Origin of the sequence: Streptomyces sp. CRCS-T-1, assembly GCF_024442335.1 — a bacterium.
GTDB lineage: Bacteria > Actinomycetota > Actinomycetes > Streptomycetales > Streptomycetaceae > Streptomyces > Streptomyces koelreuteriae.
The window spans coordinates 3,969,374-3,996,037 of sequence record NZ_CP101651.1; the positions used below are offsets into that span (position 1 = coordinate 3,969,374).

The 26,664-nt window shown below is 70.8% G+C and carries 23 protein-coding genes and 2 pseudogenes; 9 read left to right on the forward strand and 16 right to left on the reverse strand.

The window, feature by feature from the left end:
- Positions 1–49 precede the first annotated feature (49 nt).
- Together NNW99_RS17870 and NNW99_RS17875 are read right to left on the reverse strand one after the other, a co-directional pair.
- Complete coding sequence (locus tag NNW99_RS17870; protein WP_215120145.1) at positions 50–916, reverse strand: LLM class flavin-dependent oxidoreductase; 867 nt, start codon at positions 914–916, stop codon at positions 50–52.
- A gap of 210 nt (positions 917–1,126) precedes the next feature.
- Positions 1,127–3,184 carry a glycoside hydrolase gene (locus tag NNW99_RS17875; RefSeq protein WP_215120146.1) on the reverse strand — a complete coding sequence of 686 codons (2,058 nt, stop codon included), beginning with the start codon at positions 3,182–3,184 and terminating at the stop codon, positions 1,127–1,129.
- Positions 3,185–3,474: 290 nt separating this feature from the next.
- On the opposite strand from NNW99_RS17875, the gene NNW99_RS17880 reads away from it, so the two are divergent.
- Positions 3,475–4,461, forward strand: a complete 987-nt coding sequence (locus NNW99_RS17880; protein WP_215124331.1) for a LacI family DNA-binding transcriptional regulator — start codon at positions 3,475–3,477, stop codon at positions 4,459–4,461.
- Positions 4,462–4,550: 89 nt separating this feature from the next.
- Here the strand turns inward: NNW99_RS17880 and NNW99_RS17885 are convergent, their stop codons facing one another.
- The 4 genes from NNW99_RS17885 to NNW99_RS17900 all read right to left on the reverse strand — a co-directional run bounded on the left by NNW99_RS17885 (position 4,551) and on the right by NNW99_RS17900 (position 8,612).
- Entirely contained in the window at positions 4,551–5,549 is a 999-nt protein-coding gene (locus NNW99_RS17885; RefSeq protein WP_255961288.1) for a DMT family transporter, read from the reverse strand.
- The gene (locus NNW99_RS17890) at positions 5,546–6,157 is read right to left on the reverse strand and encodes a TetR/AcrR family transcriptional regulator (RefSeq protein ID WP_215120147.1); all 612 of its coding nucleotides are present in this window, start codon (positions 6,155–6,157) and stop codon (positions 5,546–5,548) included. The genes NNW99_RS17885 and NNW99_RS17890 overlap by 4 nt, the downstream gene beginning before the upstream one ends.
- A gap of 105 nt (positions 6,158–6,262) precedes the next feature.
- Complete coding sequence (locus NNW99_RS17895; protein WP_215120148.1) at positions 6,263–7,111, reverse strand: SDR family oxidoreductase; 849 nt, start codon at positions 7,109–7,111, stop codon at positions 6,263–6,265.
- A 61-nt stretch (positions 7,112–7,172) separates the two neighbouring features.
- Positions 7,173–8,612, reverse strand: coding sequence for an aminotransferase class V-fold PLP-dependent enzyme (locus NNW99_RS17900; RefSeq protein ID WP_215120149.1), 1,440 nt, complete (start codon positions 8,610–8,612; stop codon positions 7,173–7,175).
- Positions 8,613–8,778: 166 nt separating this feature from the next.
- Between NNW99_RS17900 and NNW99_RS17905 the strand changes: the two genes are divergently transcribed.
- Positions 8,779–9,267 (forward strand): Lrp/AsnC family transcriptional regulator, encoded by a 489-nt coding sequence (locus NNW99_RS17905; protein ID WP_215120150.1) that lies wholly within the window; start codon positions 8,779–8,781, stop codon positions 9,265–9,267.
- A 59-nt stretch (positions 9,268–9,326) separates the two neighbouring features.
- Here NNW99_RS17905 and NNW99_RS17910 read toward each other — a convergent pair.
- The 3 genes and pseudogenes from NNW99_RS17910 to NNW99_RS17920 form a co-directional block, all read right to left on the reverse strand.
- Positions 9,327–9,422: pseudogene (locus NNW99_RS17910) on the reverse strand (transcriptional regulator); the annotation flags it as partial.
- 486 nt (positions 9,423–9,908) lie between these two features.
- Entirely contained in the window at positions 9,909–11,252 is a 1,344-nt protein-coding gene (locus NNW99_RS17915; RefSeq protein WP_215120151.1) for a BTAD domain-containing putative transcriptional regulator, read from the reverse strand.
- 69 nt (positions 11,253–11,321) lie between these two features.
- Positions 11,322–11,897, reverse strand: coding sequence for an ABATE domain-containing protein (locus NNW99_RS17920; protein ID WP_215120152.1), 576 nt, complete (start codon positions 11,895–11,897; stop codon positions 11,322–11,324).
- An 82-nt stretch (positions 11,898–11,979) separates the two neighbouring features.
- Here NNW99_RS17920 and NNW99_RS17925 point away from each other — a divergent pair, with 82 nt between their 5' ends.
- Positions 11,980–13,152 (forward strand): epoxide hydrolase family protein, encoded by a 1,173-nt coding sequence (locus NNW99_RS17925; protein ID WP_215120153.1) that lies wholly within the window; start codon positions 11,980–11,982, stop codon positions 13,150–13,152.
- Here the strand turns inward: NNW99_RS17925 and NNW99_RS17930 are convergent.
- Together NNW99_RS17930 and NNW99_RS17940 are read right to left on the reverse strand one after the other, a co-directional pair.
- Complete coding sequence (locus tag NNW99_RS17930) at positions 13,142–13,849, reverse strand: AAA family ATPase (protein ID WP_215120154.1); 708 nt, start codon at positions 13,847–13,849, stop codon at positions 13,142–13,144. The two genes, NNW99_RS17925 and NNW99_RS17930, sit on opposite strands and share 11 nt — an antisense overlap.
- A 742-nt stretch (positions 13,850–14,591) precedes the next feature.
- Positions 14,592–15,140 (reverse strand): DUF1062 domain-containing protein, encoded by a 549-nt coding sequence (locus NNW99_RS17940; protein ID WP_215120155.1) that lies wholly within the window; start codon positions 15,138–15,140, stop codon positions 14,592–14,594.
- Positions 15,141–15,457: 317 nt separating this feature from the next.
- Here NNW99_RS17940 and NNW99_RS17945 point away from each other — a divergent pair, with 317 nt between their 5' ends.
- From NNW99_RS17945 to NNW99_RS17955, 3 genes and pseudogenes are all read left to right on the forward strand, one after another.
- Entirely contained in the window at positions 15,458–15,643 is a 186-nt protein-coding gene (locus NNW99_RS17945; protein ID WP_251057848.1) for a hypothetical protein, read from the forward strand.
- Between the two features lie 210 nt (positions 15,644–15,853).
- Positions 15,854–16,311: pseudogene (locus NNW99_RS17950) on the forward strand (hypothetical protein); the annotation flags it as partial.
- A 46-nt stretch (positions 16,312–16,357) separates the two neighbouring features.
- Positions 16,358–16,930 (forward strand): S1 RNA-binding domain-containing protein, encoded by a 573-nt coding sequence (locus NNW99_RS17955; protein ID WP_215120156.1) that lies wholly within the window; start codon positions 16,358–16,360, stop codon positions 16,928–16,930.
- Between the two features lie 113 nt (positions 16,931–17,043).
- Here NNW99_RS17955 and NNW99_RS17960 read toward each other — a convergent pair whose 3' ends face one another.
- Together NNW99_RS17960 and NNW99_RS17965 are read right to left on the reverse strand one after the other, a co-directional pair.
- A complete protein-coding gene (locus NNW99_RS17960) occupies positions 17,044–17,376 on the reverse strand; it encodes a hypothetical protein (protein ID WP_215120157.1) in 333 nt (110 codons plus the stop codon).
- Between the two features lie 105 nt (positions 17,377–17,481).
- Positions 17,482–17,640: a hypothetical protein gene (locus NNW99_RS17965; RefSeq protein ID WP_215120158.1), complete on the reverse strand. Its 159-nt coding sequence runs from the start codon at positions 17,638–17,640 to the stop codon at positions 17,482–17,484.
- A gap of 166 nt (positions 17,641–17,806) precedes the next feature.
- Here NNW99_RS17965 and NNW99_RS17970 point away from each other — a divergent pair, with 166 nt between their 5' ends.
- From NNW99_RS17970 to NNW99_RS17980, 3 genes are all read left to right on the forward strand, one after another.
- Complete coding sequence (locus NNW99_RS17970) at positions 17,807–18,739, forward strand: amidohydrolase family protein (RefSeq protein ID WP_215120159.1); 933 nt, start codon at positions 17,807–17,809, stop codon at positions 18,737–18,739.
- Between the two features lie 169 nt (positions 18,740–18,908).
- Entirely contained in the window at positions 18,909–20,567 is a 1,659-nt protein-coding gene (locus NNW99_RS17975) for an alpha/beta hydrolase (RefSeq protein WP_215120160.1), read from the forward strand.
- A 206-nt stretch (positions 20,568–20,773) separates the two neighbouring features.
- Positions 20,774–22,738 carry a glycoside hydrolase family 97 protein gene (locus NNW99_RS17980; RefSeq protein ID WP_215120161.1) on the forward strand — a complete coding sequence of 655 codons (1,965 nt, stop codon included), beginning with the start codon at positions 20,774–20,776 and terminating at the stop codon, positions 22,736–22,738.
- Positions 22,739–22,841: 103 nt separating this feature from the next.
- Here NNW99_RS17980 and NNW99_RS17985 read toward each other — a convergent pair whose 3' ends face one another.
- The 3 genes from NNW99_RS17985 to NNW99_RS17995 all read right to left on the reverse strand — a co-directional run bounded on the left by NNW99_RS17985 (position 22,842) and on the right by NNW99_RS17995 (position 26,637).
- The gene (locus NNW99_RS17985) at positions 22,842–24,038 is read right to left on the reverse strand and encodes an RNA-guided endonuclease TnpB family protein (protein WP_215120162.1); all 1,197 of its coding nucleotides are present in this window, start codon (positions 24,036–24,038) and stop codon (positions 22,842–22,844) included.
- A 77-nt stretch (positions 24,039–24,115) separates the two neighbouring features.
- A complete protein-coding gene (locus NNW99_RS17990) occupies positions 24,116–25,387 on the reverse strand; it encodes a VWA-like domain-containing protein (RefSeq protein WP_215120163.1) in 1,272 nt (423 codons plus the stop codon).
- The gene (locus NNW99_RS17995; RefSeq protein WP_215120164.1) at positions 25,384–26,637 is read right to left on the reverse strand and encodes a MoxR family ATPase; all 1,254 of its coding nucleotides are present in this window, start codon (positions 26,635–26,637) and stop codon (positions 25,384–25,386) included. The genes NNW99_RS17990 and NNW99_RS17995 overlap by 4 nt, the downstream gene beginning before the upstream one ends.
- Positions 26,638–26,664 lie beyond the last annotated feature (27 nt).

Genomic DNA, 26,664 nt, shown 5'->3' on the forward strand with positions numbered 1-26,664 from the left:
CGGGTCGGGTCGGGTCGGCTGACTCCCGTGAGCACTCACGGCCGATGTGTCACACCCGCGGCGGCCCCTGCTCGACCCGGCGCAGCACCGGTTCGAGCCGGTCGATCGCGTCGCTGGTCTGGATCTGCCGCTCGTCCCACCAGGTGGCTCCCGCCTCGGCCAGCGGGCCGATGAGGTCACACGCCTTGGCCGCGTCGTCGCCCGGCGTCGCACCGCCGAGGACGATCTCGAACGGCGTGTCCGGCCGGGCCTCGCGCTGCTCGCGGAGGTAGGAGACCAGGTCCCGGACCTGCTCGACGGGGGGCACATGACCGTGCCGGGCGTCGTGGAACAGCGGGACCGCTCCGTCCCAGCGGGCGGCCCGGCGCATGGGCGGACGGCTCGGCCAGAAACCGGCGACCCAGACCGGCGGCCGGGGGCGTTGCACCGTGGCGGGCAGCAGCGTCACGTCCCGCACCCGGTAGTGCCGCCCGTCGTGGTTCACCGGCTCACCCGACCAGTAGCGCTGCAGCAGGTCCAGGCCCTCGTCCAGCCGCTCGGCCAGCACCTTCGGGTCCGTGACGTCGCCGAAACTGGCGTACTCGTCCTCGATGGGCCCGCCCAGCCCCGCGGCGAACGTGACCCGCCCCTCGCTCACCGCGTCCAGCGTCGCCACCTGCCGGGCAAGCTGCTGCGGACGCCGCCGGGCGACCGGGGTGACCAGCGTGCCCAGCCTGATCCGCGAGGTCGCGAGCGCGGCGGCCGTCAGCAGCATCCAGGGGTCCCCGAACGGCCTGCCCGCGTGCGTGCGATGCAGCACGTGATCCCAGACGAACAGCCCGTCCCACCCCGCCTGTTCGGCGGCCACGGCGACCTTCGCGACGGTCCGGGGGTCGGCGAAGTCACCGAAGTTCGGGATGTTGACCGAGTAGCGCATGCCCGCATGCTGCTGCCGGGCGGCGGGGAGGACAAGCGATCAACAGGCCATGTGCGGGAGGGCGCATGGGGGGCTTGTGGCGGCCGGAGCAGGGCAAGCAGCGGAGCGTGCGGCAGACCCACGCCCCCACCTCGCCGCGACGCCCCCGACCCGGCCACCAGGGGTGGTGGCGGCGGGCGGGGGCGTCGGTGGCGGATGTGCGGGGCGGGGCTAGTCGGCCGTCACATCCGTCAGCTTCCACCGCTGGTTGGACCCGGAGTTGGGCTGCCACACGCCGACGGACGCGCCGTCGTTCGTGGACTGGCCGGAGACGTCCGGGAGTTGACCTGTGGCGGCGTTGACGAGGGTCCAGGTGCCGTCGCCGGTGGTGGACATGATCCACTCGGTGGCCTTGTCGCGGCGGCCCTCGTCCGGCTCGGCGACCAGGGCGCCGTTCCGGACGGCCAGGCGCTTGTCGGACGCGGTCTCGGTGAAGACGTACCGCTTGCGGTTGTCGCTCCCGCGGATCTGCTCCACCTTCCACTCCTGACCGCTCGGGTCGGAGGCGTTCGCGCTGCGGATGACCAGGCCCGTGCCGTTGTCGGCGAGGGTGAGGTCCTTGCCGCTCTGGGCGCCGGTCAGGCGGTAGGTGTGGCCCTTGCGCAGTTCCGCCGCGTCCTTGGCGGTGCCGGAGACGCCCTTGACGAGGAAGGACGTCACGGACTGGGCGGGCACGCTGAGCGTGGCCTGCTTGCCGTTGACGCGGACGGCCTTCTGCCGGTCGAGCTTGCCGTCGGCGCTCGTCACCACGGGGGTGACAGTGGCGCGGGAGGAGACCCGGCCGAACTTGGACAGGTCGAGGGTGACCTCACGGGCCTCGGCCGTGCTGTTGACGTGGACGACCGTCGCCGCGTCGCCCTTGCGGGAGACCGCCGCCGTGCTGGAGGTGTCGTTCGTCTTGATCAGCCGGTCGCCGGGCTTGATGTAGTGCGTGAAGTTGCGGGCCGTGTCGAACTTGGTGTTCGTGTAGACCGGGCAGGACTTGAGTGTGTCCGTCTTCGTGCAGCTGAACGGGAGCTGGATCTCACCCCAGTTGCCGCCCTTCGCGGACTCGCCGCCCGGCTTCATGTTGTCGTAGTCCTCGACGGGCTGCCAGAACACCCAGGCCTTGGGCTCCAGTTCACGCAGATCGTCGACGATGCGCTGCGCGAGGCCCAGCCCGGGCCGCATGTCCGTGAAGCTCTGGCCGTCGCCCCAGTCGCCCTCGACCTCGCTCATCCACAGCGGCTTGTCGGCGGCCTTGGCCAGGTCGCGGACGGTCGTACGCTGCCCGGTGCCGTAGGTGTGCACGTTCATCTGGTCGACGAGGTCGCGCACCTCCTGCGGGTAGGAGTTCCAGTTGGTGGCGAAGGTGCCCGGGTTGGTCTCGTCCATCGCCGAGATCTTCGCGTCCGACCTGGACTTGTCCAGCACGGGTCCGAGCGCCCGCAGCACCTTCTGCTGCATCTCGGGGCCTATGTGGGCGCCCTCCTGGCGTCCGCCGGTCGGCTCGCCGTCCGGGCCGAGCTTGGTACCCCAGTAGTCGGTGTTGGGCTCGTTGAACGGGTCCAGCGTGTCGACGTCGATGCCGTGCGCCTTCTCCAGCCGCTCGGTCGCGCCCACCAGGTACTCGGCGAAGTCCTCGACGGACTCCGGCTTGAGCTGGTCCTTGCCCGCGTCGAAGTTGCCGGAGACGTAGCCGCTCTCGGTCATGAACCAGGGCGGGGAGTTGCTGAAGGTCTCCCAGTGGGTGATGTCCTTCTTGATGCGGTCGACCCACCAGCGCTGCGTCTTGTCGGCGTTCTTGTTCCAGTCGCCGGAGTCCTCGGCGTCCCACCAGTCGACGTCCTCGCGGGTCGTGCCCGCCGGCGCCTTCCACCAGCCCTCGACGGCCCCGCCGGCCCGCAGATAGTCCTTGACGTCCGGGGCGTTGCCGCCGCCGATGTTGTAGCGGGCGATGTTCAGCGCGAGGCCCTCGTCGCCGAAGAGCAGCTGGTAGAGCTTCTCGCGGATCGCGGGCGGGTAGTCGCCGGTGGCGTTGGCGAACCAGACCAGGCTGGTGCCCCAGCCCTCGAACTTCTCCCCCGAGTAGGAGGGGTCGGGCCGGACGGTGACCCCGGCCGCGGCGGCCTGAGACGTCGTCTCGGCGTGCGCGGCGGGCAGGGTGGTCGCGGCCAGGACGGTTCCGGTCGCCAGGGCGGTGACGCCGATGGCGCCGAGGAGCCTTCTCTTACGGGTGCGGTGTGCCATCTCGAGTACTCCAGGGCTTCTGGTGCGGTTTGGCGCCTTCTCGTACGGTTTCTGCTAGGCAATGTTTACGTAAACATCCACTGGCGGGATGTCTACACTGTCCGAATCTCAGGGGTCAAGGAGTCGTTCCGGACCTAATTTTTCGCGCCAGGGCGGGCGGCGAGGGGAGCGAGGGGCAGGTGGGCACAGTGGACGGCGAGAGCGAACCCGGGAGCACCGGCGGCACGAGCCGTACGAGCCGTACGAGCCGTACGAGAAGGCGTACGGCCCGGCCCCGCCAGGGCGCGTCGATGGCCGACGTCGCCCAGCTCGCCGGCGTCTCCTCCCAGACCGTCTCCCGAGTCTCCAACGGCTTCCCGGGCGTCACCGAGGACACCCGCGCGCAGGTCCTGGCCGCCATGCGGGAGCTCGGCTACCGCCCCAACAGCGCGGCCCGGGCGCTGCGCCGGGGCGAGTTCCGCACCCTCGGCGTGATCACCTTCTCCCTCTCCACCATGGGCAACATCCGCACCCTGGAGGCCATCGCCACCTCCGCCGCCCAGCACGGCTACGCCGTCACGCTCCTGCCCGTCGCCGTCCCCACCCAGGACGAGGTCAACGGCGCCTTCTCCCGCCTCGGCGAACTCGCCGTGGACGCCGTCATCGTCATCATGGAGATCCACCTCCTGGACGCGGCGACGGTCTCCCTCCCGCCCGGTGTGCAGGTCGTCGTCGCCGACTCGGACGCCGGCGACCGCTACACCGTCGTCGACACCGACCAGGCGGGCGGCGCGCGGGACGCCGTACGGCATCTCCTCGACCTCGGCCACGACACGGTCTGGCACCTCGCCGGCCCCGAGGGCTCCTTCGCGGCCCAGCGCCGCGCCAACGCCTGGAGCGACACGCTGCGCGCCGCGGGCCGGGCGACACCGCCCCTGGTCCGCGGCGACTGGTCCGCCGAATCCGGCTACCGGGCCGGTCTCCGACTGGCCGACGAGCCGGACTGCACGGCGGTGTTCGCGGCCAACGACCAGATGGCCCTGGGCCTGCTGCGCGCCCTCAACGAACGCGGCCGCCGGGTCCCCGACGACATCAGCGTCATCGGCTTCGACGACATCCCCGAGTCCGCGTCCTTCCTCCCGCCCCTGACCACGATCCACCAGGACTTCGCGGAGGTGGGGCGGCTGTGCGTGGAGGGGGTGCTCGGCAAACTGCGGGAGGACGGGGCGGAGTTCGGGACGACGTTGGTGCCTACGCGGTTGGTGCGGCGGGAGAGTACGGGGGTGCGGCGGCGGTAGGGGTGGTGGCGGGCCGGCTGTTCCTCGGGGTGTTCCCGTGACCACCGTGATCACCGGCCCGGTGCCTGCTCCACGAGGGGTTCCCGTGCTCACCGGCCCGGTGTCTGCTCCACGGGCCGGGCGGAGGAAGGCACGGTGTCGGGGGACGGCCGTCGGGAGCCGCGTCGCGCGGGGGCGGTGAGTACGGCGAGGCAGGCGATGACGAGGGCGATGCCCGTCCAGCCGGCGGCGGGCAGGCGTTCGCCGACGACCAGGACGGCGAGGACGGCCGCGACGGCCGGTTCGAGCAGGGACAGGGTGGTGGCGGTGCTGGCGGGGACGTGGGCGAGCCCCCAGCCGAACAGGACGTACCCGGCGAACATGGGGATCAGCGCCATGTAGATGCCGACGGCGGCGTTGGACCAGGAGGCGACGAGCGGGGCGCCGGTGACGGCCAGGACGGGCAGCAGGAGCAGGCCGCCGAGGCCGAAGACGGCACCCATCGCGGCCCGGGAGGGGATCCGGTGGGTGATGAGCCGGTGGGCCGCCCAGGAGTAGAGGGCGTACGTGGCGGCGGCGACGAGACCGAGGGCGATCCCGAGCAGCGTGGTCGTCGCGGACGTCTGCCCCGAGCCGCCGGAGGCGTGGGCGGCTTCGGCGACGCACAGCAGGACGGTGCCGAGCAGGCCGAGGGAGGCCGCGAGCATCCAGCGGCGGGTGAGGCGGCGGCCGTCCACGACCCGTTCGATCAGCGCGGAGGCGAGCGGGGCGGTGCCGATCGACACGACGGTGCCCACGGCGACTCCGGCCAGGTGCATGGAGCTGTAGAACGCCAGGGGGTAGACCGCCACGGAGACGGCGCCGAGCAGGACCGTGCCGCGTCGCTCGCGCAGCCGGGACGCGTGGTGGCTGATCCGGGGGGCCGCCATGAGGGCCTGGAGCAGTCCGCCGACGCCCATGGCGACGGCGCCGATCGCGAGCGGGCCCACGCCCGGGGCGAAGGTGGCGGCCGTGCCCGTCGTCCCCCACAGGACGGAGGCGGCGAGCACGCACAGGGCCCCGATGCCCGCGGAGCGGGCGTGGGCCCGCTCGCGGTCGGCGCCGTTCACAGCCGGTCCAGCAGGGCCGCGGCCATCGCGCGGGCATGCGAGAGGCGCTCGCCGTCGCCCTCCAGCCCGGCGCGGGCCATCGCGCCCTCCAGGAGGAAGGCGAGGTGCTCGGCCGTGGTCCGCGCCTCGTCGGGGCGGTCGGGCAGCAGCTCCTCCAGGTGGCCGGCGATCAGCAGCTCGACCTCCTCCTTGTGCGCTCGGACCACGCTCCGACCCTCGTCCCCGGCCGGGAGCTCGGCGGCGGCGTTGAGCAGCCCGCAGCCGCGGAACCCGTGCGTGTAGGCGAAGGCGGCGTGGTCGGCGTACGCGTCGAACACCGCGAGAACGCCCTCACGAGCGCCGTCCGCGTGCTCCAGGCGCGCCCGGTAGAGGCCGAGCCACTCCTCGTGCCGGGCATCGAGGTAGGAACGGACCAGGTCGGACTTGGAGGAGAAGTTGTTGTACAGACTCATCTTCGCCACGCCCGCCTCGGCGGTGATCGTGTCGATGCCGGTCGCGGCCACACCGTCGGCGTAGAAGCGACGGGCCGCCGCCTCCAGAATCCGCCGCCGGGCGGGACGGGGACGGCCCCGCCCGCTGCCTGCCGTATTCGCGTCGGTCTCGCTCATCGCCATCCAAAACTAGGTAGGTCGGTCTACCCATAGTAGAGGATCGTCGGAGCACCTCAACCGCACCGGCTGTGTGTTCGTGTCCATGGCCAGGACTCTGGGGACTCACTGCTGGGCGGGGTTCTGGTATCGCGGGGCGAGTGTGCTGGTGGACGAGGAGCGGAGCCCGAATTCCGCCGCGGCGATGCGATCCACCGCCTCGCCGTCGACCAGTCCGGGCACGCACACGACCTCGCCGGTTTCCAGGGCCCTGAGCGAAGCGGTCACCACGTCCTCGACGGGCATGCCTCCGTCGTCGTGCACTCGCGCTGCATCACCGGCTACCGGATCCTGGCCCTGGGTGAGATGGAACTCGGTTGCCGTCAGCCCGGGGCACAGCACCTGGACACGGACCGGCGCACCGTCCAACTCTGCGGCGAGGGTTCGGCTGAAGGTGACTACGTACCCCTTGGTCCCTCCGTAGACCGCCCGCACCGGCAGCGGGTCCGGCGGAAGCGAACCGGCGAAGGCGAGGGTGGAAGCCACGTTCACCACGGTGCCGCGGCCACGTTCCAGCATGCCCGGCACGGCCGCGCGAGCGAGCCGGGTGAGCGCCACCACGTTCACGGCCATCACCTTCTCCAGCAGTGCCGTGTCGGTCTCGGCGAAGGGGCCGTAGCCGTTGATGCCCGCGTTGTTCACCAGCAGCTCGACGTCGTCCTCGGCGGTTCGCCGGGCAACCCGGTCCAGGTCACCGGCATCGCCCAGATCCGCGACGACGGTTTCCACTCGTACGTCGTGCCGCCCGGTCAGCTCTGCGGCGAGTGCGCGCAGACGCTCTGCGCGACGCGCCACCAGCACCAGATCGTGACCAGCCGCGGCGAGGCGACGTGCGTAGGCCGCACCGATGCCCGAGGAGGCACCGGTCACGATGGCTGTTCCCCTGGCGGGAAGGGATTCGGGATGGATCGTCATGAAGTCCTCCTTGTATTTCGCGATTCGCCGTATTTCGTGATTCGACGTTTTCGTGATTCGACTACGCGGTGGTGTGGCGCTCGATTTCGGCAGTGATGATCTGCAGGGCCTCGGCGATGCGGTCGTGGTGGGTGCGGTGGGAGACCACGCACACGCGCAGGGTGTAGCGGCCGTCGACCACCGTGCTGGAGAGCACGATGCGCCGGTGGCCGTTGATCCGCTCCAGCAGTCGGCGGCCGGCTTCGTCCGCCCGCTCGGCGGCGGCCCGGCTGCCGTCGGCGGGGCGGATGCGGAAGATGACGGTGGACAGGTCCGGGCGCTGCGGGACCTCCAGCTCCGCGACGCCGGACAGCGTGGCGTGGACGTGTTCGGCCAGGTCGAGCTTCTCGTCCAGGGCCGTACGGAAGGCGTCCACCCCGTGCAGGTGCAGGGGAAGCCAGGCCCGCAGCCCACGGATCTCGTGGGTCAATTCGGGCCCGAGCCGGCCGGAGTCCGGGACGCTCCCCGCCGCCTCCATGTCCTGGAGGTAGCTGCCGGTGCCGTCGTGCGCGGCGTGCAGGGCGGCGAGGTCGCGGACGACCAGGGCGCCGGTGCCGAACGGCATGAACAGGGTCTTGTGCGGGTCCAGGGTGATCGAGTCGGCCTCCTCGAAACCGGCGAGGCACGCTGCGCCGCGTGCGGTGAGACGGAAGAAGCCGCCGTAGGCCGCGTCGATGTGGAACCACACGTCCTCGCGGCGAGCCAGGTCGGCCAGCTGCGGCAGCGGGTCGACGGTGCCGGTGTCGGTGGTGCCGGCGGTGGCCACCAGCAGGAACGGCCGCAGCCCGGCGTCCCGGTCGGCGCGGATCATCGCGGCGACGGCCTCCGGGTCCATCCGCAGGTCCGGGGTGTGCGGCACGGTCCGTATGTGAGCCGCGCGGATGCCGGCGAGGCGGGCGGCCTTGGCGACGGAGTGGTGGGCGAAGGCGGTGGTATAGACGGTGCCGCCGGCGAGATCTTCGCCGAGCTTGTCGTGCCGGGCGGCGACCGTCGCGGAGAACGTGGCCATCGAGCCGCCGCTGGTCAGCAGGCCGCCGCTGCCCTCCGGAAGGCCGCACACATCGCGGGCCATCCAGCGGATCACGCTCTCCTCCAGCGCGGCGAGGGCCGGAGCCACCGAGGCCAGACCGCCGTAGCGGTTGACGGCACGGTTGTAGAACTCGGCGAGCGCGGCCGAGTACAGACCACTGCCCGGGATGTACGCCAGGTGTCCCGGCCCGGCGGTCTCCAGAGCGCAGTCGGCAGCCTCGTCCAGACGCGCGAGAAGATCCTTCAGGTCACCGCCCCGATCGGGCGGGGGTACCAGGAAGGACTCCACCAGGTCGGCCTCGGCCCGCGGCGACAGAGGGCTGGTCGCGGGGCGTGCCGCGAGCTGGTCGGTGCGGTCGACGACACGATCCAGGACGAGACGGCCCATTTCGGCCATCGCGGCGCGATCGGGTTCCAGGGGGAAGGGGTGCATGAGGCAGTCCGGTGTGCGTGAGAGGGGTACGAGGGCGGCGGTCCGGCGTACCGGCCGGAGCGTGACCAGGATGCGTCACCAAGCCCGGCATGCGATGGCGTACGCAATGCCCGTACGGCACTGTGGCGCAGGATTATTCGTCGATGCGGCCGATACGCTGCATTTCATGCCACGACCCTTGTACGACCGTATCGACCGGGCGATCCTGGACCACCTCCAGCGCCACGGACGCACCCCCAACGTCGACCTCGCCGACGCCGTACGCCTGTCACCCTCGTCCTGCCTGCGCCGCACCAAGGCGCTGGAGGAGGACGGGGTCCTGGCCGGTTACCGGGCCGATCTGGACCGCGAGCGCCTCGGCCTCGGGCTGACGGTGTTCCTCTCCCTCAAGGTCGAGCACTCCCGCACCACCTCCCAAGTGGTCGAAGAGGCACTCAAGGCGATCGAGCACGTGGTCGCCTGCCACGTGGTCTCCGGCGACGCCGACTTCTTCGTCGAACTCGCCGTGCCGGACCTGCGCACCTTCGAAAAGGTGCTCACCGACCAGATCCTGGCCATCGGCCCCGTTCGCGACGCCCGCAGCACCTTCTGCATCCGCACCGTCATCGACCGCGGCCCGCTGCCCCTCAATTCCTGGCCTGCCCCGCGGGCGTGACCGGACGACACGGCTTCATCCGCTAGAGAAACACCGCGATTCCCGGCCCGAAGATGAAGCAGTAAGCCGAGGGACACCTGGGGCAGTGCCCCTGCGGTGAGCAAGTACCCCAGCTGGGCAGTCATCTCGTCGGCGCCACAGATCTGATGCCGCAGGGCCTCCCGATAGGTGATCGGCCACCCGCTATTCGACCCTTACTTCGGTGTTCCGGTCTTCCATCAGCAGGCGGCGTGAGCCGACCGTTCACACTCAGCGTCCCTGACTGTTTCCGGCGGATTCCGCTCCTCCACGCGCACGGGGCCGCGGCCCTCCCTCTTCGCGGGGTTTCACTACGACCAGGCGCTCCGGCTGCCGGGAAGTCCACTGCCCCGGTCCGCACTCCGGCCGCAGCACCCAGACAGTGCCGCCGCGCACATCCGTGACGAAGCCGCGCCGGTCGGCGACCTCGTCGTGGATCAGGTCGCCCACCGGTCGGGAACCCGCGCACGCGCTGACACCGACAACCGTCAACGGACCGCTTCCGCCCGGCCGGAAACGCGCGCACGCGCTGACACCGACGCCCGTCCACGGACGACCGGCTCCACCCACCCGGACTCCCGCCCCCGCTCACGCCCACGCCCACGCCCTGACACCAACACCCCTCAACACCCCTCCGGCATCCGCTTCGCCCCGCACGTCGCCAGACTGCACCACCTCCGTCGCCCGCTCTCGTCGAGGAACAGCCAGCCGCAGTCCGGGCTGGAGCAGGTGCGGATGGTGAAGCGGCGGGCGTCGGCGAGGAGTTCGGCCGCGTTGCGCGCCACCGCGTACAGGGGCAGGCGCAGACCGGTGGAGGGGGACGGGCGCCAGCGGGCCAGGCCGTCCTCGCCCCGGGTGAACACCGAGAGCCGCGCGGCGTCCTCCACCACTCCGGCCACGGCCTTGAAGGCCCGGCCGTCCTGCGGATCGGTCAGGCAGGTGTAGAGGTCCGTACGGAACCGGCGGGCCTCGTCGAGCGCGGCGGCTGCCTCGGCCGGCTGCCGTACCGCCTGGTCGCGCAGCCGGGTGACCGTCCGCTCCTCGATCAGGTCCAGATGCCCGGCCCATACGGCGAACGCGGCATAGCCCCGCAGCCACTCCGACCCGGGCAGCGGGTCCCCGCCCCACCCGGCGTAGGTGTTGCAGAACTCCAGCGCGGGGTGTCCGCTCGTACTCCACGGCAGCCACTGGTCGTCGACCCGTACCGCGTAGACGGGCCCGGGCGGCCGGTCCAGCCGGGGGTCGCCGTGCAGCATGCGGTCGTGCAGGGTGCGCAGGTCGCGGTTGGGTTCGATGCCGAGTTCGGTCGCGAGGAGGGTGCGCGTGCCGTCGTACAGGCGGAGTGCGTCGGCCTGGCGGCCGGACCGGTACAGGGCGGTCATCCGGGCCGCGACCAGCCGTTCACGCGTGGGGTGCTCGTCGAGCAGGGGTGTCAGGTCCGCCGCGACCCGGTCGTGCAGCCCCAGGGCGAGCTGCGCCTCGGCCCGCTGTTCCACGGCGGACAGCCGCAGTTCGGCGAGGGTGCCGCCCAGCCGTGTCCGCAGCCGCTCGTCGGCCACGTCCGCGAGCGGCTCCCCGCGCCACAGCCCGAGGGCATCGTCGTAGAGGCGTGTCCGCTCGGCCGGGTCGGCGGCGGTGGCCGCCCGTCCGGCGAGGGACGTGAACTCCTGTGCGTCGATACGGTGTTGGCCGTGCTCTACGGCGTAGCCGTCGTGCTTGCTCGCGATAATCACCCCGTACGGCTTGAGCGCGGCGCGCAACCGGCCGACGTAGGTGTGGACGGTGGCGCGGGCGGAGGCGGGCGGGGTGTCGTCCCACAGCAGGTCGATGAGGCGTTCGGTCGCGACGACCCGCCCCGCGTGCAGCAGCAGGACCGCCAGCAGGCACCGCTCCTGGCGGCGGCTGCCCACCGGCACCGGCCGCCCCTCGTGGTGGGCGGCGAACGGACCGAGCAGCTGGAAATCCATGGCTACCGGCAGCCTAGAGCGTCGTCTCCTTCGGAGTGCCGGGCCTGCTCGGATGTGCCGGGGTGACGATCACTCCGCTGATCCGGGGTCCTCGCGCTGCTTGGCGTGGAAGCGCGCTTTCTTCTGCCGATTCCCGCACGTGTTCATGTCGCACCATTTGCGGGTGCGGCTCTGGCTGGTGTCGAAGAAGGCGGCCTGGCAGGTCGGTGACGCGCACAGGGCCAGTTTTCCGTCTCGTTCGCCTGCGACGATGCTGATCGCGTCGGCGGCGATCACGCCGAGGGCGTCCTCCACGGGGGAAGCCGAGCCGAGCCGCCAGCGCCGCTCGCCCTCGGGCGTGAGGATCGCCGCGGCCCGGCCCTGAGCGCTGCGGTCGTTGATGACGTGGACAGCGGGCGCGGGGAGGGCGTCCTGGAGCGCGGCCGCTGTCGCGACGGCGTGGATCGACTCCCGCAGTTCCCGGGCGAGGTCGAGCTGGGCAGGGGTGCAGGAGTCCACGGCGAGGCCGTACACCGCGAGCCAGTCGACGAGTCGCCGCGGCGTGGGAATGCGCTCCACGGCGTCGCCATGACGCTCCGAGAGAGTCCCCGTGAAGCTCGTCGCCAGCACGCTGCCGAGGCGGAAGTCAGGGAATCCAGCAGGCATGGAACCACCTTAGACGGTTGCGGCCCGGCTCGGGAGCCTGTTAGAACCGTCTTAGCCGGTTCTGCGATGGCCAGGAGGTCTCATGCCCCGCCCGACGAGCGACGTACACGCTTTCGAAGCCCACGCGACGGACACCGACCTCGACGATCTGCGCGCGCGACTGGCCGCGGCGCGACTGCCGGAGGCCGAGACGGTCCAGCGCGCAGCGCCCGACCCGCGCCGATGGGAACAGGGCGTTCCGCTCGCCGACCTCGTCGATGTCGTGGACTACTGGCGCACCGGGTACGACTGGCGGCCCTTCGAAGAGCGCCTGAACCACATCGGCCAATTCCGTACGACCATCGACGGACTGGGCATTCATTTCCTGCACCGCCGGTCCGAGCGCGCGGATGCCACCCCTCTGCTCTTGACGCACGGCTGGCCGGACAGCATCGTCCGGTTCATCGATGTGGTGGACGAACTGGCGGATCCGAAAGACGCGAACGCGCCGGCGTTCCATGTCGTGGTCCCGTCGCTGCCGGGATTCGGCTACAGCGACAAACCGGCCACGACCGGATGGGGGACCGAAAAGGTCGCGGCCGCGTGGGTGGAACTGATGGGAAGGCTCGGCTACAGCGAATTCGCGGCCCACGGTGGTGACTGGGGAGGCAATATCACCACGGTTCTCGGCGGCAGGTTCCCGGCGCACGTTCTCGGCATCCACACCACCTTCGCGGAGGGACCGCCCGGGATGAGCACGGACGGTCTGACGGCGGTCGAGCGCGCATGGGCCGAGGAAACCCGCCACTTCTGGCGCCACCGGGCGGCGTACGCGAAGCAGCAGGCGACCCGGCCGCAGACCATCGGCTACTCGCTCGTCGACTCACCGGTCGGCCTTCTCGCCTGGATCCTCGACAAGTTCGCCGAATGGTCGGACACCGAGGACAGCCCGTTCGAGACGATCTCCCTGGACCGCGTTCTTGACAACGTCACCCTGTATTGGCTGACACGGACCGGCGCATCGGCGGCCCGCATCTACTACGAGAGCCACAACTCACTCGACCCCGAACTCCGGGTCGACGTCCCGTCGGCGATCACCATGTATCCCCGCGATATCGAGCGGTGCCCGCGCCCCTGGGCACAGGAGCGGTACCGGAAGATCGTCCGATGGAGGTCGCCCGAGACCGGGGGACATTTCCCCTCGCTGGAAGTCCCCGAGTATTTCGTCAAGGATCTGCGCGAGGGCCTCGCGGCCGTGCTGGCCGCTAAGCGATGATGTGCCGCAGATAGGCGTGCGGGTCGGCGAGATAGCGGCGCCAGTGATCCACGACACCGAGTTCCCGCCAGGCGACTCTGCGCAGCCCGTGTTCGCCGACCTCGACGATGTCCGCGCCCGGCAGTGCGGTCAGGAGCGGGGAGTGCGTGGCGCAGATGACCTGGCCGCCCTCCTTGGCCAACCGGTCGATGTGCCCGATCAGTTCGAGGCAGGAGGAGAAGGAGAGCGCGGCCTCCGGCTCGTCGAGGACGTAGAGCCCGGCGTGCAGGAACTTCCCGCGGAACGCCGCGAGGAAGCCCTCGCCATGGCTGACCGAGTCCGGCGCGAAGCCCTCCCTGTTCAGCGCGTCCAGCGCGGTCTCGGCCCGCAGGAAGAAGCCCTTGCGGGCCGACCAGTTGGTGACCATACGGCGCCCGCGCGAGGCCGCGTCGAACTTGATCCGCTCGCCCAGCTCCGACTTGGCGCGCGGCGAGGCGTAGCGCCAGTCGTGGGAGCCGCCGTAGGAATCCAGCCCGAACCCCTCCGCCAGCGCCTCGACCAGCGTCGACTTGCCCGAGCCGTTCTCACCGACCAGGAAGGTCACCGGTGCGGTGAAGCGCAGCCCCTCGTCGAGAAGCTGCCGGACGCAGGGCACCGACCAGGGCCAGGTGTCCTCGTCGTACGAGGAGAGGTGGGCGTACGCGCGTTCGACAATCACTCGAACAGTGTCGCGCAGGAGGCGGAAGGCGGCTCGGTGCCCACGCCGGGGATGGTGAGGCTTTGGTCAGAGGCCGGGGCGAGACTGGCGCACGCCCTCGCGGCGAGCCCTTCCTCCGCCCCTCTGACCAGGGAGAACCATGCGCCGAACCGCCCTCGCGATGCTCACACTTGCCGCCGCACTGCTCGGGACGCAGCCCGCGACGGCTGCGACGGCCGCGACGGAAGCAGGGGGCTGGGAGCCGGCGCCCTCCACCCCCTGGGACGTCGCCGCCGGCGTGCGCTGCGACTTCCCCGTGCACGGCGAGCCCGTCGTCGACGAGGTGGTGCGGCGCGTCCTGAGCACCCACCCCGACGGTTCCGCACGCCGGGTCGCCTACAAGGGTGACCTGGTCATCCGCGTCACGAACACCGAGTCCGGTGCCGCCCACGACGCCGACGCGAGTGGCTCGGCCGTCGTCGAGTACCGGCCGACGGTTCACAACTCTGGGCCGTGCGCGGCCCGGTGCTCGTCGGCGTGGGAGAGGGGCAGGGCAACCTGCCGCGTGGGCTGTACATCGTGGACGGGGTGTACGGGATGGACATCAGCGCCACTGGATACAAGGCCGTACATCTCGTTCGGGGGACTACGGACGACCTGTGCGCCCGTATTGACTGATCCGGGGAGACCGGGGACCAGGGCCTGTCCGGCGGTTCGTGCCGGACAGGCCTCTGGCCCGGACAGCCTCCCTAACCCTCCGGGCTCAGCGCTTGAGCGTGAAGGTGAAGTCGCCGGAGAGCTTGCCGCTCAGCCGGACCGCCGAGACGACCTTCCCCTCCGCGATCAGCCGCTCGACCTCGGCCCGTGACAGACCGCACCCTTCAGCGATCAGTCGCACCGGCCGGACCGGTATCCGCGCCGCGAAGCGGACCGATACGTCGATCACCTCGCGGCCCAGATGCTCCGAGCCGCCGGTGTCGAGGCGCCAGGCGTCGTCCCAGTCGAGGGCGATGCGATTGCGGCGCCGCAGGACCGGATCCCGGAGCAGTTCGGCTGCCAGGCCGGGGTCGTTGTCGTGCAGCCGGTCCAGCAGCTCAGGTCGTACGGAGCGCACATTCCTCCGCTCCAGGACCGTGAGCTTCGCCGTCTCCCCGCACCCGGTGCACAGGACGAGGAACCAGGCGTCGATGAGCTTGTGGTGGGCGTTGACGCGGAACTTGCCGTTCGCCCGGAAGCGTTCGGAGGCGCAGGAGTGGCAACGGCGGAGGACGAGCGGCAGGCAGGTGGGCATGACCACCCAGTGTTCGGACACAGAAGTACACCGGTTTCAGTGAGAAGTCCGCAGCAAGAAGCAGCGCGGCGCACACAGACGCGACGCGCGACAGATCAGCTCTCGGGAGGTCTCACACGGTGTACAACGGCACGTCCTCGCTCAGACGACTCGGGTCGGCAGCACGGTAAGGGCGCACAGCGGCGCCGCTCCACTGGTTTTCGTCCGGCTTGCCCCTCACGTCGCGTGAGGCCGGCCCCACTCTGGGACGTCCCCTCATGTCGGCTGAAAGGGTCGGACCTTCATCACCTCAAGAAACTGAGGCTGGGTTCCGGGGTCGGTAGTACTGAGGAGTAGGCATGCCCAAGAAGACCCCCCAGGACTGGGAGAGCCTGGAGCAGGAGCTCTACTCGGCGGGGGTGGATCCCGACGAGGTGAAAGCCGGTTCGCGCCGTCTGCTGGCAGAAGCCCAGGGGCATCAACTCGCCGATGCGCGCGAACAGTACGGCTTGGCTCAGAGGGACGTGGCCGCCCGCATGGGGTGAGCGTCGCTCGCGTGTCCCAGATCGAGCACGGCGAGGGCGCGACTCTCGATGTCATCGCACGCTACGTAGAGGCACTCGGCAGCAGGCTGGACCTGGTTGCCGACTTCGGTGACCACACCCTGCAGATGCCGGCAGCGACGATCGGGGCAGTACGGCGGCCTAGGCAGCTTCCGAAAACAACGACCTCGCCCGCCGGCTGCTTCAACGCACCGCGCCCGTCAGCTCACTCCCGACGACGAGGACTTCGTCATCCAGACGGCCACCACCCGCCCCGCCAAGCTCGGCCAGCCATTCGCCCGCTGGTCACTCCGCAAACTGGTCGCCTATCTGCGGAAAGTCCACGGCCGGATCATCCGCATCGGCCGTGAGACCTTACGCAGCCTGCTCGCCCGCCGCGGTGTCACCTTCCAGCGCACCAATACATGGAAGGAGTCCCCCGACCCGGACCGCGAGGCGAAGCTGGACCGGATCGAAGAGGTCCTGGACCGCTTCCGATGGCGCACCGATCTACGTCATCCTGGACAACCTGTCCGCCCACAAAGGCGCGCTGGCGCAACGCCAACGCCCGCCACCGCGACGTCCTGGCCGCCGAACGCAAGGAACGCGCCCCCATCCGCAGCGAGAGAGGCGTCCGCTGGGGCGGACGTCCCCTCAAGGCTGCAGCGTGAGCGCACTTCCCGCCGAGTGCGCAGCTCCTTGTGAAAGGCTGGGAGCATGATGGGCGGACCGTCCGAGAACCCAGAACTCTGGGCGTTCCTGGAATCACTGCACTGCGGCGAGATCCTTTCCGGCACCGTCACAGCGATCGAACGGTTCGGCGTATTCGTGGCGCTGGACGACGGTCCCGCCCACCCGGTCTTCCCTGGCGTCGGGTTCATCACGATCCCCGAACTGTCCTGGCGGCGCATCGAAGCCGCCTTCGACGTTGTGCAGGTCGGACAGCGTGTCTCAGCCGAGTTCCTTCAGTTCGACACATGGAACCTGGAGGCCAGACTTTCCTTGCGGGCGACGCAGCCGGACCCCTTCCAAGCATTCGCCGACCACACTGCAGTGGGGCAGAAACTGCACGGGCGGGTCACCAAGCTGATCCCGTTCGGCGTCTTCGTGCAGGTCACCGACGGGGTCGAGGGACTGGTCCACCTGCGAGAGCTCACACCGACGCCCGTGGAGAGCCCGTCAGATGTCGTCCAGGCCGGGGACGAGGTCACGGTCGTCGTCACTGAGATCGACCGGGAACAACGCAGGCTGGTTCTCTCTCGACGACAAAGCCCCTCCGACCACCGATGACTCCTCTACGCTCGCGCGAGGGAACCGTCGCGGGAGCGTTCCTGAGCGCCTGAACGCCCGCTCGACGCAAGGGAAGCACCACCCGAACCCGGTGAACCTATGCGGTCAGAGCACTAGTCGCCCATGAACCACAGATAGCTGCCCGGCGTCGCGGCACACGCTTCAAGCAACTCGGCAAGGTCCAGCAGGGCCGCCTTCTGCTGCTCGTCAGTACACCGCTGCGTCAGGGCGACGACTTCCTGACGGGCGACTTGAGCTTCCTGCTCGTTGAACAGCGTGTCGCCATAGGGATCCACCCAGCCGAGCTTGCCCGAGCCGTGCCGGTCCAGCGTGCTCAGCGCCCTCGCCAACGCCTCACCGTGCCCGTAAGACCCCCGCAGCAAGGTCTCCCGGGACGCCCTCTTGCGGGAGGGCCGCCCCGAGTGCAGCTCCAGTTCAATCCCCATGACCCCCTCCTTCGGCCTCGGACACCGAAGCTTCGCAGAAATCCGTCATCGACGCCGATACCCGTCGCGTCCGCTGCAACGGGCTGAGGAGCACCTCGGAGACCGTCACTCGCCTCGGAGCTCCGCACGTATGTCGACCAGGGCCTGGTGTACTCGTTCACGCTCCGCGCCCGCGTACAAGTCAAGGAGTTCCAGGACACCCGCGGTCTCGTCGCGCGAGAACCTGGCGTCGCACAACTGCCGGATCGCCGGGGACACCGCCATGGCCGTCATCTTGGCTGTCGCGCACGTCGGCGACGACGGTCGGGAACGGCCGAACGAGCCAGGGCCCGTGGCACGGAGGACCGAGGACCACGCGTGATCGATCCCTCACCGACCCTTCGTGCAAGGCACTGGCCCCGCCACCCCGCCCGCCCCGATCGTGGGCTCCATGGACGATCACGGTGACGCGCCCCACGGGCCCCACGGGCCCCACGAGCCCGACGAGATCCGCCGCTTCTGGAGCCGCCTCGGGCTGCCCGGGCTCGTCGACGTGCACACGCATTTCATGCCCGAGCGGGTGCTGCGGAAGGTGTGGGAGTACTTCGACGGGCTGGGGCCGCTCACCGGGGGGATGGAGTGGCCGATCGCCTATCGGGAGGAGGAGGCGGAACGGGCGCGGATCTTGAGGGAGTTCGGGGTGAGGGCGTTCACCGCGATGCTCTATCCGCACAAGCCCGGCATGGCCGCCTGGCTGAACGACTGGGCGGTGGACTTCGCGCGGCGTACGCCCGACTGTCTGCACACCGCGACGCTCTTCCCCGAGCCGGGGGTGGAGGCGTATGTCGGGGAGGCCGTGGCGGCGGGGGCGCGGGTGTTCAAGGCGCATGTGCAGGTGGGGGCGTACGACCCGGCCGACGAACTGCTGCGGCCGGCGTGGGGAGTGCTGGCCGACGCCGGGATCCCCGTGGTGATCCACTGCGGCTCCGGGCCCGCGCCCGGCAAGCACACCGGGCCCGGGCCGATCGCCCGGGTGCTGGCCGACCACCCCCGGCTGCGGCTGATCGTCGCGCACATGGGGATGCCCGAGTACGAGGAGTTCCTCGACCTCGCCGAGCGGTACGGGGAGGTGCGGCTGGACACCACGATGGCGTTCACCGACTTCAGCGAGGGATTCATGCCGTTCCCCCGCCGCGCCCTGCCCCGGCTGGCCGCGCTCGGCGACCGCATCCTGCTCGGCTCCGACTTCCCCAACATTCCCTATCCGTACGCGCACCAGCTCCACGCACTGGAGCGGCTGGGCCTCGGGGAGGAGTGGCTGCGGGCCGTGTGCCATGACAACGGGGCAGAGCTCTTTGGCCTGAACGGCCCAGAGTTGAGGTGAACGGCGGCGCAACTACCGGCGGGTACGGGAGAGATTCCGTGACAAGGCCCCCACAACAGGGCCCACCGCACCACTCCCGCTCCCCTTCCCCTCCCGGGTGAGCTAGAAACTTCAATGAAGCTGGCCGCACCAAGGGGTGCGCAGCGGTACTCGCCCCCGAGGGGAAACAGTGACCACACGAGACCACGGATCCGGCCGGTCCGGCTCCCGCGCACGCAGACGCCTCCCGCGTCTGAAGATCGCCCTCGCCGCCGCCGTCTCCTTCGCCGTCGCCGGGACCGCCGCCCAGGTGATGGCGGCCCAGCCGGACGACGCCGGGAAGCAGCCGGCCGTGCCGTCCCTCGCCTGGTCCGACTGCCAGGACGGCTTCGAGTGCGCGAACGCCGACGTACCGCTGGACTACCGCGACCCGCAGGGCAGGACCATCACCCTGGCGGTCATCCGCAAGAAGGCCCCGGACCAGGCCGAGAAGAAGGGCACCCTCTTCCTCCAGCCCGGCGGCCCCGGCAACTCCGGCGTGGACTTCGTGCGCGGGAACTACGCCGAGCTGCCCGCCGCCCTGCGCGACTCCTTCGACGTGTTCGGGTACGACGTACGCGGCGTCGGGCGCAGTTCGCAGGTCCAGTGCTGGGACGACCCGACGTACACCCGGGCCATCACCTCGGCGAAGGGCGTCCCCGGCCCGGACGCCTACGAGCCCGCCGTGCGCCAGGCCGCCGAGTTCGACCAGGCCTGCCAGGACAACGCCGGCGATCTGCTGCCGTACGTCGGGACGGAGTACGTCGCCCGGGACATCGACCTGCTGCGCCAGGCTCTCGGCGAAGACCAACTGACTTACTACGGGCGGTCGTTCGGGTCCTACATAGGCACCGTCTACGCAGCCCTGTTCCCCGACCGGGTGCGCGCCCTCGCGCTCGACGGCGCCTACGACCCCGAGCACTACGCGAACCAGCCGTACGCCTACGACCGGCCCCAGTACCTGGCCCTGGACGGCGCGATGGGCCGCTTCCTCGACTGGTGCAAGGCGGACCAGGCCACCTGCGGGTTCGGCGACGGCGACCCCCGGGGCGCGTTCGAGAAGCTCAAGGCCGACCTCGACGCCAGCCCCGTACCGACCGCGAACGGCGGGCAGGCGGGCGGCTACACCCTCGTCTACCGCATCCTGTTCAACATCAACGAGGGCAAGGTCATCTGGCCCTCCCTCGGCGAGGCCCTGCGCAAGGCCCAGCAGCGCGACAACACCTCGTTCCTGCTCCGGCCGCCGTCCGCCGCCAGCTACGACTTCCTCAACCCGAACGTCGTCGTCGAGTGCACCGACAAGGCCTACCCGCGCGACACGGCCCTCTTGAAGCGGAAGGTGACCGGCTTCGCCAAGGCCGCGCCGCTCCTCGGCCCGGCCCTCGCCTACGGCCCGCCGCTCTACGACCACCAGCACGCCACCGCCTGCGTCCAGTGGAAGGGCGAACAGGTCAGCCGCTACGACGGTTCCTTCCGCGCGAAGGGTTCCGCCCCGATCCTGGTCGTCGGCAACACCGGCGACCCGGACACCCCGTACCAGGACGCGGTGGCCCTGTCCCGGGAGCTGGACAACGGCCGGCTGCTCACCTTCAAGGCCGAGGGGCACACCGCCTTCGGGCGCAGCGCCTGCGCGACCGACGCCGTGACCGGATATCTGGTGGATCTGAAGGTCCCGGCGCGCGGTACGACCTGCGCGGACGAGACCCAGCCGCCGTCCTCCACACCGAAGGTGGCCCCGCCCGGCACGACCCTCGGCGAACTCCGCAACGGCGTCAACGAGCGGCTCGACCGCATCGGCGCCCTGCGCTGACCGACCCCCGCAAGACCGTGCACGACGGCACCCCGGGTGCCCGGGCCGCACCAGGCCCGGCACCCGGGGTGTTCGCGTATCCCGGTGGCTCCGGCCTCTTGACCCGCCTTCGCGGCGGCGCGTACAACTGCTCTCGCTACTGACAGAAACCGGTTACTACCACTTACCGCCGCGCACCACTTACCGCAAGGGAAAGGTCCCTCACGATGAGAGCTTCGGGAGAACGGGCCCGCCGGGACGTGCTCAAGGGCGCGGCCGCCGGTGCCGGGCTGGCCGCGGCGGGGATCGTCACCACGCGCCCCGCGTACGCCGCCGACGCCGACAGCCCCCAAGGCCGCCCCCACCGCCCGGAGAGCGTGACCGCCCGCATGGGCGGCACCTCCGTCACCCTGTCGGTCAGCACCCACGGGACCCTCCACTGGTCCGCCCGGCGCGACGGCCGCACAGTGATCGGCACCTCCGCCCTCGGTGTCCGGCTCGGCGACGGCACCGTCCTCGGCAGCGACGTCCGGGTGACCGGACGGCGGCACCGCACCCACCGCTCCACCTGGACCCCGGTCTACGGACGCAACGCGACCGTCACCGACCACTACCAGGAGCACCGCTGGGACTTGAAGGACCGCGCCACCGGCATTCGTTTCGGCGTGCAGGTCCGCGCCTACCGGACCGGCGTCGCCCTCCGCTATCTCCTCCTCGACACCGAAGCCGCGAGCACCGCCACCATCACCGACGAGCTGACCACCTTCGTCTTCCCGGACGGCACCACCGTCTACAGCGCCCGCGACGAGAACGCCTACGAGCCGGTGGCCCCGGGCTCCATACCCGTCACCGGCACCGCCACCACCGACAACGGCCCGCTCACCGACCTCCCCCTGACCGCCACGCTCCCCGACGGCCTCATCGCCTGTGTCTGTGAGTCCTCACGCGTCGACTACCCCCGCCTGATGCTCGGTTCGGTCGACGGCGAGCCGAACACCCTCTCCGCCTTCCTCATGGAGCACACCGCCCGGGGCACCGGCCCGGTGGAGACGGCCTCCACCGTCACCACCCCGTTCGCCACACCGTGGCGGGCCGTCGTCATCGGCGCCGGCCACGCCGAACTCGTCGACAACGCCGAGCTGGTGCTGAACCTGGCCCCGCCGAACGCCCTCCCCGACCCCTCCTGGATCAAGCCCGGCAAGGTCTTCCGCTGCGAGCTCACCACCGCGGCCGGACTCGCGGGCGTCGACTTCGCCGTGGCCCGGGGGCTGGAGTACATCGAGTACGACGCCGGCTGGTACGGCCCGGAGTTCACGACGCCCGACGCGACGAAGCCCATCGCCGCGATCGACCTGCCGTCGGTCATCTCGTACGCCACGAGCCAGGGCATCGGCGTCTTCCTCTACGTCAACCGGCTGGCGCTGACCGACGCGGACTCCCTCTTCGGCCTCTACAAGAGCTGGGGCGTGCAAGGCATCAAGCTCGGGTTCATCAACGACGGCACCCAGTCGATGACCAACCAGATCATCGACTGGGCGAAGACGGCGGCGAAGTACCAGCTGCTGATCGACATGCATGACGACGTCCGGCCGTTCGGCTACGAGCGGACCCTCCCGAACTGGATCAGCCTGGAGGGCGTGCGCGGCAACGAGCAGTTTCCGACCGCCACGCACAATGTGACGCTGCCGTTCGCCCGCAACATCGGCGGCCCGATGGACTACACGATCTGCTACGGCCAGTCCCGCGACAAGACGACCAACGCCCACCAGATGGCCATGGCCGCCGTCTACTACCAGCCGCTCAACTTCCTCTTCTGGTACGACAAGCCGTCCAAGTACGCCAACCCGGCCAACTGGCCCGGCCTGCCCTGGTTCAACGCCGTTCCCACGACGTGGGACGAGAGCCGCACCCTGGCCGGATCGATCGGCGAGTACGTCGCGGTCGCCCGGCGCAGCGGGTCCGTCTGGTACCTCGGCGCCATGACCGACGAGTCGTCCAGGACGCTCACCCTCCCGCTGTCGTTCCTCGGGCGCGGCACGTACACGGCGACGGTCTACGCCGACGGCACCCCGGGCGCGAGCCCGTACCAGACCCCGGTCGTGGTCGGTACCCGGAGCGTGACCCGGGCCGACAGCCTCGACGTGGCGATGGCTCCGGCGGGCGGGCAGGCGGTCGTGCTGAGGCCGATCTGAACCGGGAGGGCGTGGGGTTTGCTTGTCCCAGCGCACCTGCCCGGATTCTCTCTCCTCCACATCATCGAGTTGACTTGTCCCCACTCGTGAACGAGGGGGATTCCTACGGCTCGCGCCGTGGGGCTTTCTGCTTCACTGCCGACTGCCCGCCCGGAGTTCTCCGTTGGGGTCTTACACCGGCTCCACAGACAGACACCGCCAGCCCGGCGGCCAGAAGGTTCTTCGCGGCATTCACGTCCCGGTCATGGACCGTGCCGCAGCTGCCGCACGTCCAGGTGCGGACGCCCAGCGGTATCTCCGACCGGAGGGTGCCGCAGTGGGAGCACAGCTTGGACGAGGGAAAGAAGCGATCCACCGCGATCACTTCCCGCCCGTACCAGTCGGCCTTGTACTCCAGCATGCCCCGGAACTGCGACCACGCGGCATCACTGATGGCGCGGGCCAGGTTCCGGTTCTTGACCATCGTGCGCACGGTCAAATCCTCGATCACGAGCGTTTGGTTCTCACGCACGAGTCGAGTGGTCAGCTTGTGCAGCGCATCCCGCCTGCGGTCGGTGATCCTGGCGTGGATCTTCGCGACCTTCTGGCGGGCCTTGCGTCGGTTGGCACCGTCACCCTTGGCCTTGCGGGAGAGCTCCCGCTGCGCCTTGGCCAAGCGCTCGCGGTCACGGCGCTCATGCCGAGGGTTGGCGATCTTCTCACCGGTCGAAAGAGTCAGCAGGTGGTTCAGGCCGACGTCAACACCAACCGTCGTACTGGCGGCCGCAAGCGGCTTCACAGTTGGGTCCTCGCACAGCATCGAGACGTACCAGCGTCCCGCGCTGTCCCGGCTGACGGTCACCGTGGTCGGCGTGGCCCCTCCGGGCAGGGGGCGGGACCAGACGATGTCGAGCGGGTCGGCCATCTTCGCCAACGTCAGGCGGCCTTCACGGAACCGGAACGCCGAAGAGGTGTACTCAGCACTCGCACGGGACTTCTTCTTCGCTTTGAACCGCGGATACTTGGCGCGCTTGGCGAAAAAGTTCGCGAAGGCATTCTGCAGGTGCCGCAGCGCCTGCTGCAGTGGAACGGAGGAGACGTCATTGAGATAGGCCAGGTCCCCGGTCTTCTTCCACGCCGTCAGCATGGCGGAGGTCTGGTTGTAATTGACCCGTTCCTGCCGCGCCCACGCCTCGGTACGGGCAGCGAGCGCCATGTTGTAGACCTTCCGCACGCACCCGAACGTGCGCGACAGCTCGGCTGCCTGCGCATCGGTCGGATAGAAGCGGTACTTGAAGGCCCGCTTCACGTGAGTGGCCATGGCTCACAAACTATCATCTAAGTTTGTGAGCATCCTGGAATCGATGGAACGGGGGCTGCTGCGGCGGCCCTGAGCCGTCACGACCCGATGTCCACGACCCGGGCCCAGTCCGGCGGCGAGTCCGGGACGTAAACGGGGTTGGACTCGTCGTAGGCGTGGTCGTCGTAGGCGTGGCCGTCGTAGCCGCGTGGGAAGAGGCCCACGACCGTGCGGCACGGAGGCCGGGTGCCGGGCCAGCGCGTCTGGCCGTCGGTGAGGGCCACGACGACGTCCGGGGCCGGGCGGGAGCGCAGGGCGCGGGTGAAGCCGGCGCGCAGGTCCGTGCCGCCGCCGCCCGTCAGGTGGATGCCCTCGGCGCGGCACAGGCGGCGGGCGAAACCGGCCGAGGCGTCGCAGGGCACGACGGTGACGAGGTCGCGGCGTCCGCCGACCGCCCGGGCGATCTCGGCGACCTCCAGGAGCGCGCTGCCGAGTTCGGCGTCGCTGACCGAGCCGGAGGTGTCGATGATGACCGACACCCGGGGCGGGCGGCGGCGCAGGCTCGGCAGGACGATGCCGGGGATCGCGGTCGAGCGCCGGGCGGGCCTGCCGTAGGTGTAGTCCTCGCCCGCGCCGGGGCCGGACGTGGCCGAGCGGATCGCCGCGCCCAGCAACTCCCGCCAGGGCTGGGGCGGATGGAAGGCCTCCTCGGCCCAGCGCCGCCAGCCCTGCGGGGCGCTGCCCGGGCGGCCGGTGATGCCCTGCGCCACCCGGAAGCGGACGGCGTCCCTTTCCTGCTCGCTCAGGCCGTGCGCGCCGTCCGGGCCGAACTCCCACTCCCGGCCCCGGCCGTCGGCGCCACTGCCGCAGTCCAGCCAGGCGAGGTCCTGCATACGCGGGCCGACGCTGAACTTCCGGAGGTACTCCTCCATCAACTCGCCTTCCGCCAGCCCCAGATCGCCCGGCTCGACGACCCCCTCGGGGCGGGCGAGGCCGTCGCCGTAGACGTCGTCGTTGATCTCGAAGTCGGCGGCGATGTTCATCCGCAGCCGATCCCCGGGGCCGTTCAGGCCCCGCTCCCGGGCGACCCGGTCGCTGCGGCCGTGGTGGTCGCGCAGCAGGTGCGACACCTCGTGCACCCATACCCCGGCCAGTTCCTCGACGGGCGTACGGTCCACGAACACCGGCGAGACGTAGCACCGCCAGTGCCGGTCGACGCCCATCGTCGGCACCCGGCGCGACTCCACGACATGCAGGGCGAACAGGGCCGTCGCGAGGTAGGGGCGGACGCGGGCGGCGTGCAGGCGGGCGGCGAAGAGCTTGTCCCGGTCGAGGGTTCCGGTTCCGGTTCCGGTCTCCGTGGCCGTCATCGGCCCGCCTTCGCCACGGCCTCTTCCGCGGCCGCCGTCCGGGCCGCCGCGCGGTCCGCCCGGCCGGAGAGGGACACGACGCCGGCGAGGCGCTCGATCGCCGCCGGTACGTCCCAGTCCTCCCGGCGCAGGGCCGCGAGCGTGGTCGCGGGGACGACCACGACATCCGGGGGCCCGCTCTCCACCGCCTTGACCAGCAGGGCCCACGCCGCGTCCCAGCGGGGCCGCTCCGGGCGGCTGCGGACCGCCGCCACCACGGCGTCCAGCGCGGCCTGGCGCAGATCGCCCCGCTCGGGCAGGACCGCCCCGGCCGGGTCGGCGAGCAGGGTCTCGGGGTCCGGGAGGTCCATCCGGTCCAGGCTCGCCAGCAGTTCGAGTCCCGGCCCGTCCCCGACGGTGCCCCGGACCAGCAGGGACAGGACGTCACGGGAGGAGCCGGCCGCGGTGGCGAAGGCGATGAGATGCAGCGTCATCTCCCAGCTCCGGGGCGACGGCCAGGCCCCGCCCCGGCGGGTCTCTCCGCTGGGCAGCCGGTGCACGAGCCCGGGGCGCGCCGTGAGCAGCTCGCACACGGCACGGCGGGCGAAGGCCACGGCGTCCGGCAGCTTCCCGGGGTCGAGCCGGGGCAGGGTCGCCCGGGGCCAGGTCCCGCCGAGGCCCCGGACGACGACGTCGGTGTCGTGCGCCCACTGGAGGTGGACGAAGCGGTTGGCGAGCGGCGGGCTCAGTTCCCAGCCGTCGGCGGCCGAGGAACGCGGGTTGGCGGCGGCCACGATCCGCACGCCGGGCGGCAGCCGCAGCGCGCCGATCCGCCGCTCCAGCACGAGCCGGAGCAGGGCGGCCTGGACGGCGGGTGGTGCGGTGGAGAGTTCGTCGAGGAACAGCAGTCCCCGGCCGGCCCGCACCAGACGTACCGCCCAGTCCGGCGGGGCCAGGGGCACGCCCTGTTCGGCGGGGTCGTCGCCGACGATCGGCAGCCCCGAGAAGTCGGACGGCTCGTGCACGCTCGCGATCACCGTCGTCAGCGGCAGATCCAGGGCGTCGGCGAGCTGGTTCAGGGCCGCCGTCTTTCCGATGCCCGGCTCTCCCCACAGCAGCACGGGCAGATCGGCTGCCACGGCCAGGGTGAGGGCTTCCAGTTGGCTGTCGGGGCGGGGTTCGGTGGTGGTGTCGCGCAGGAGGGTCAGCAGGTCGGCGGCGATGTCGAGGCGGGCGGTGGTGTCGGCGAGGGGTGTGCTGCGTGTGGGCATGGGTGATCACCTTTGGGGTTCAGGAGT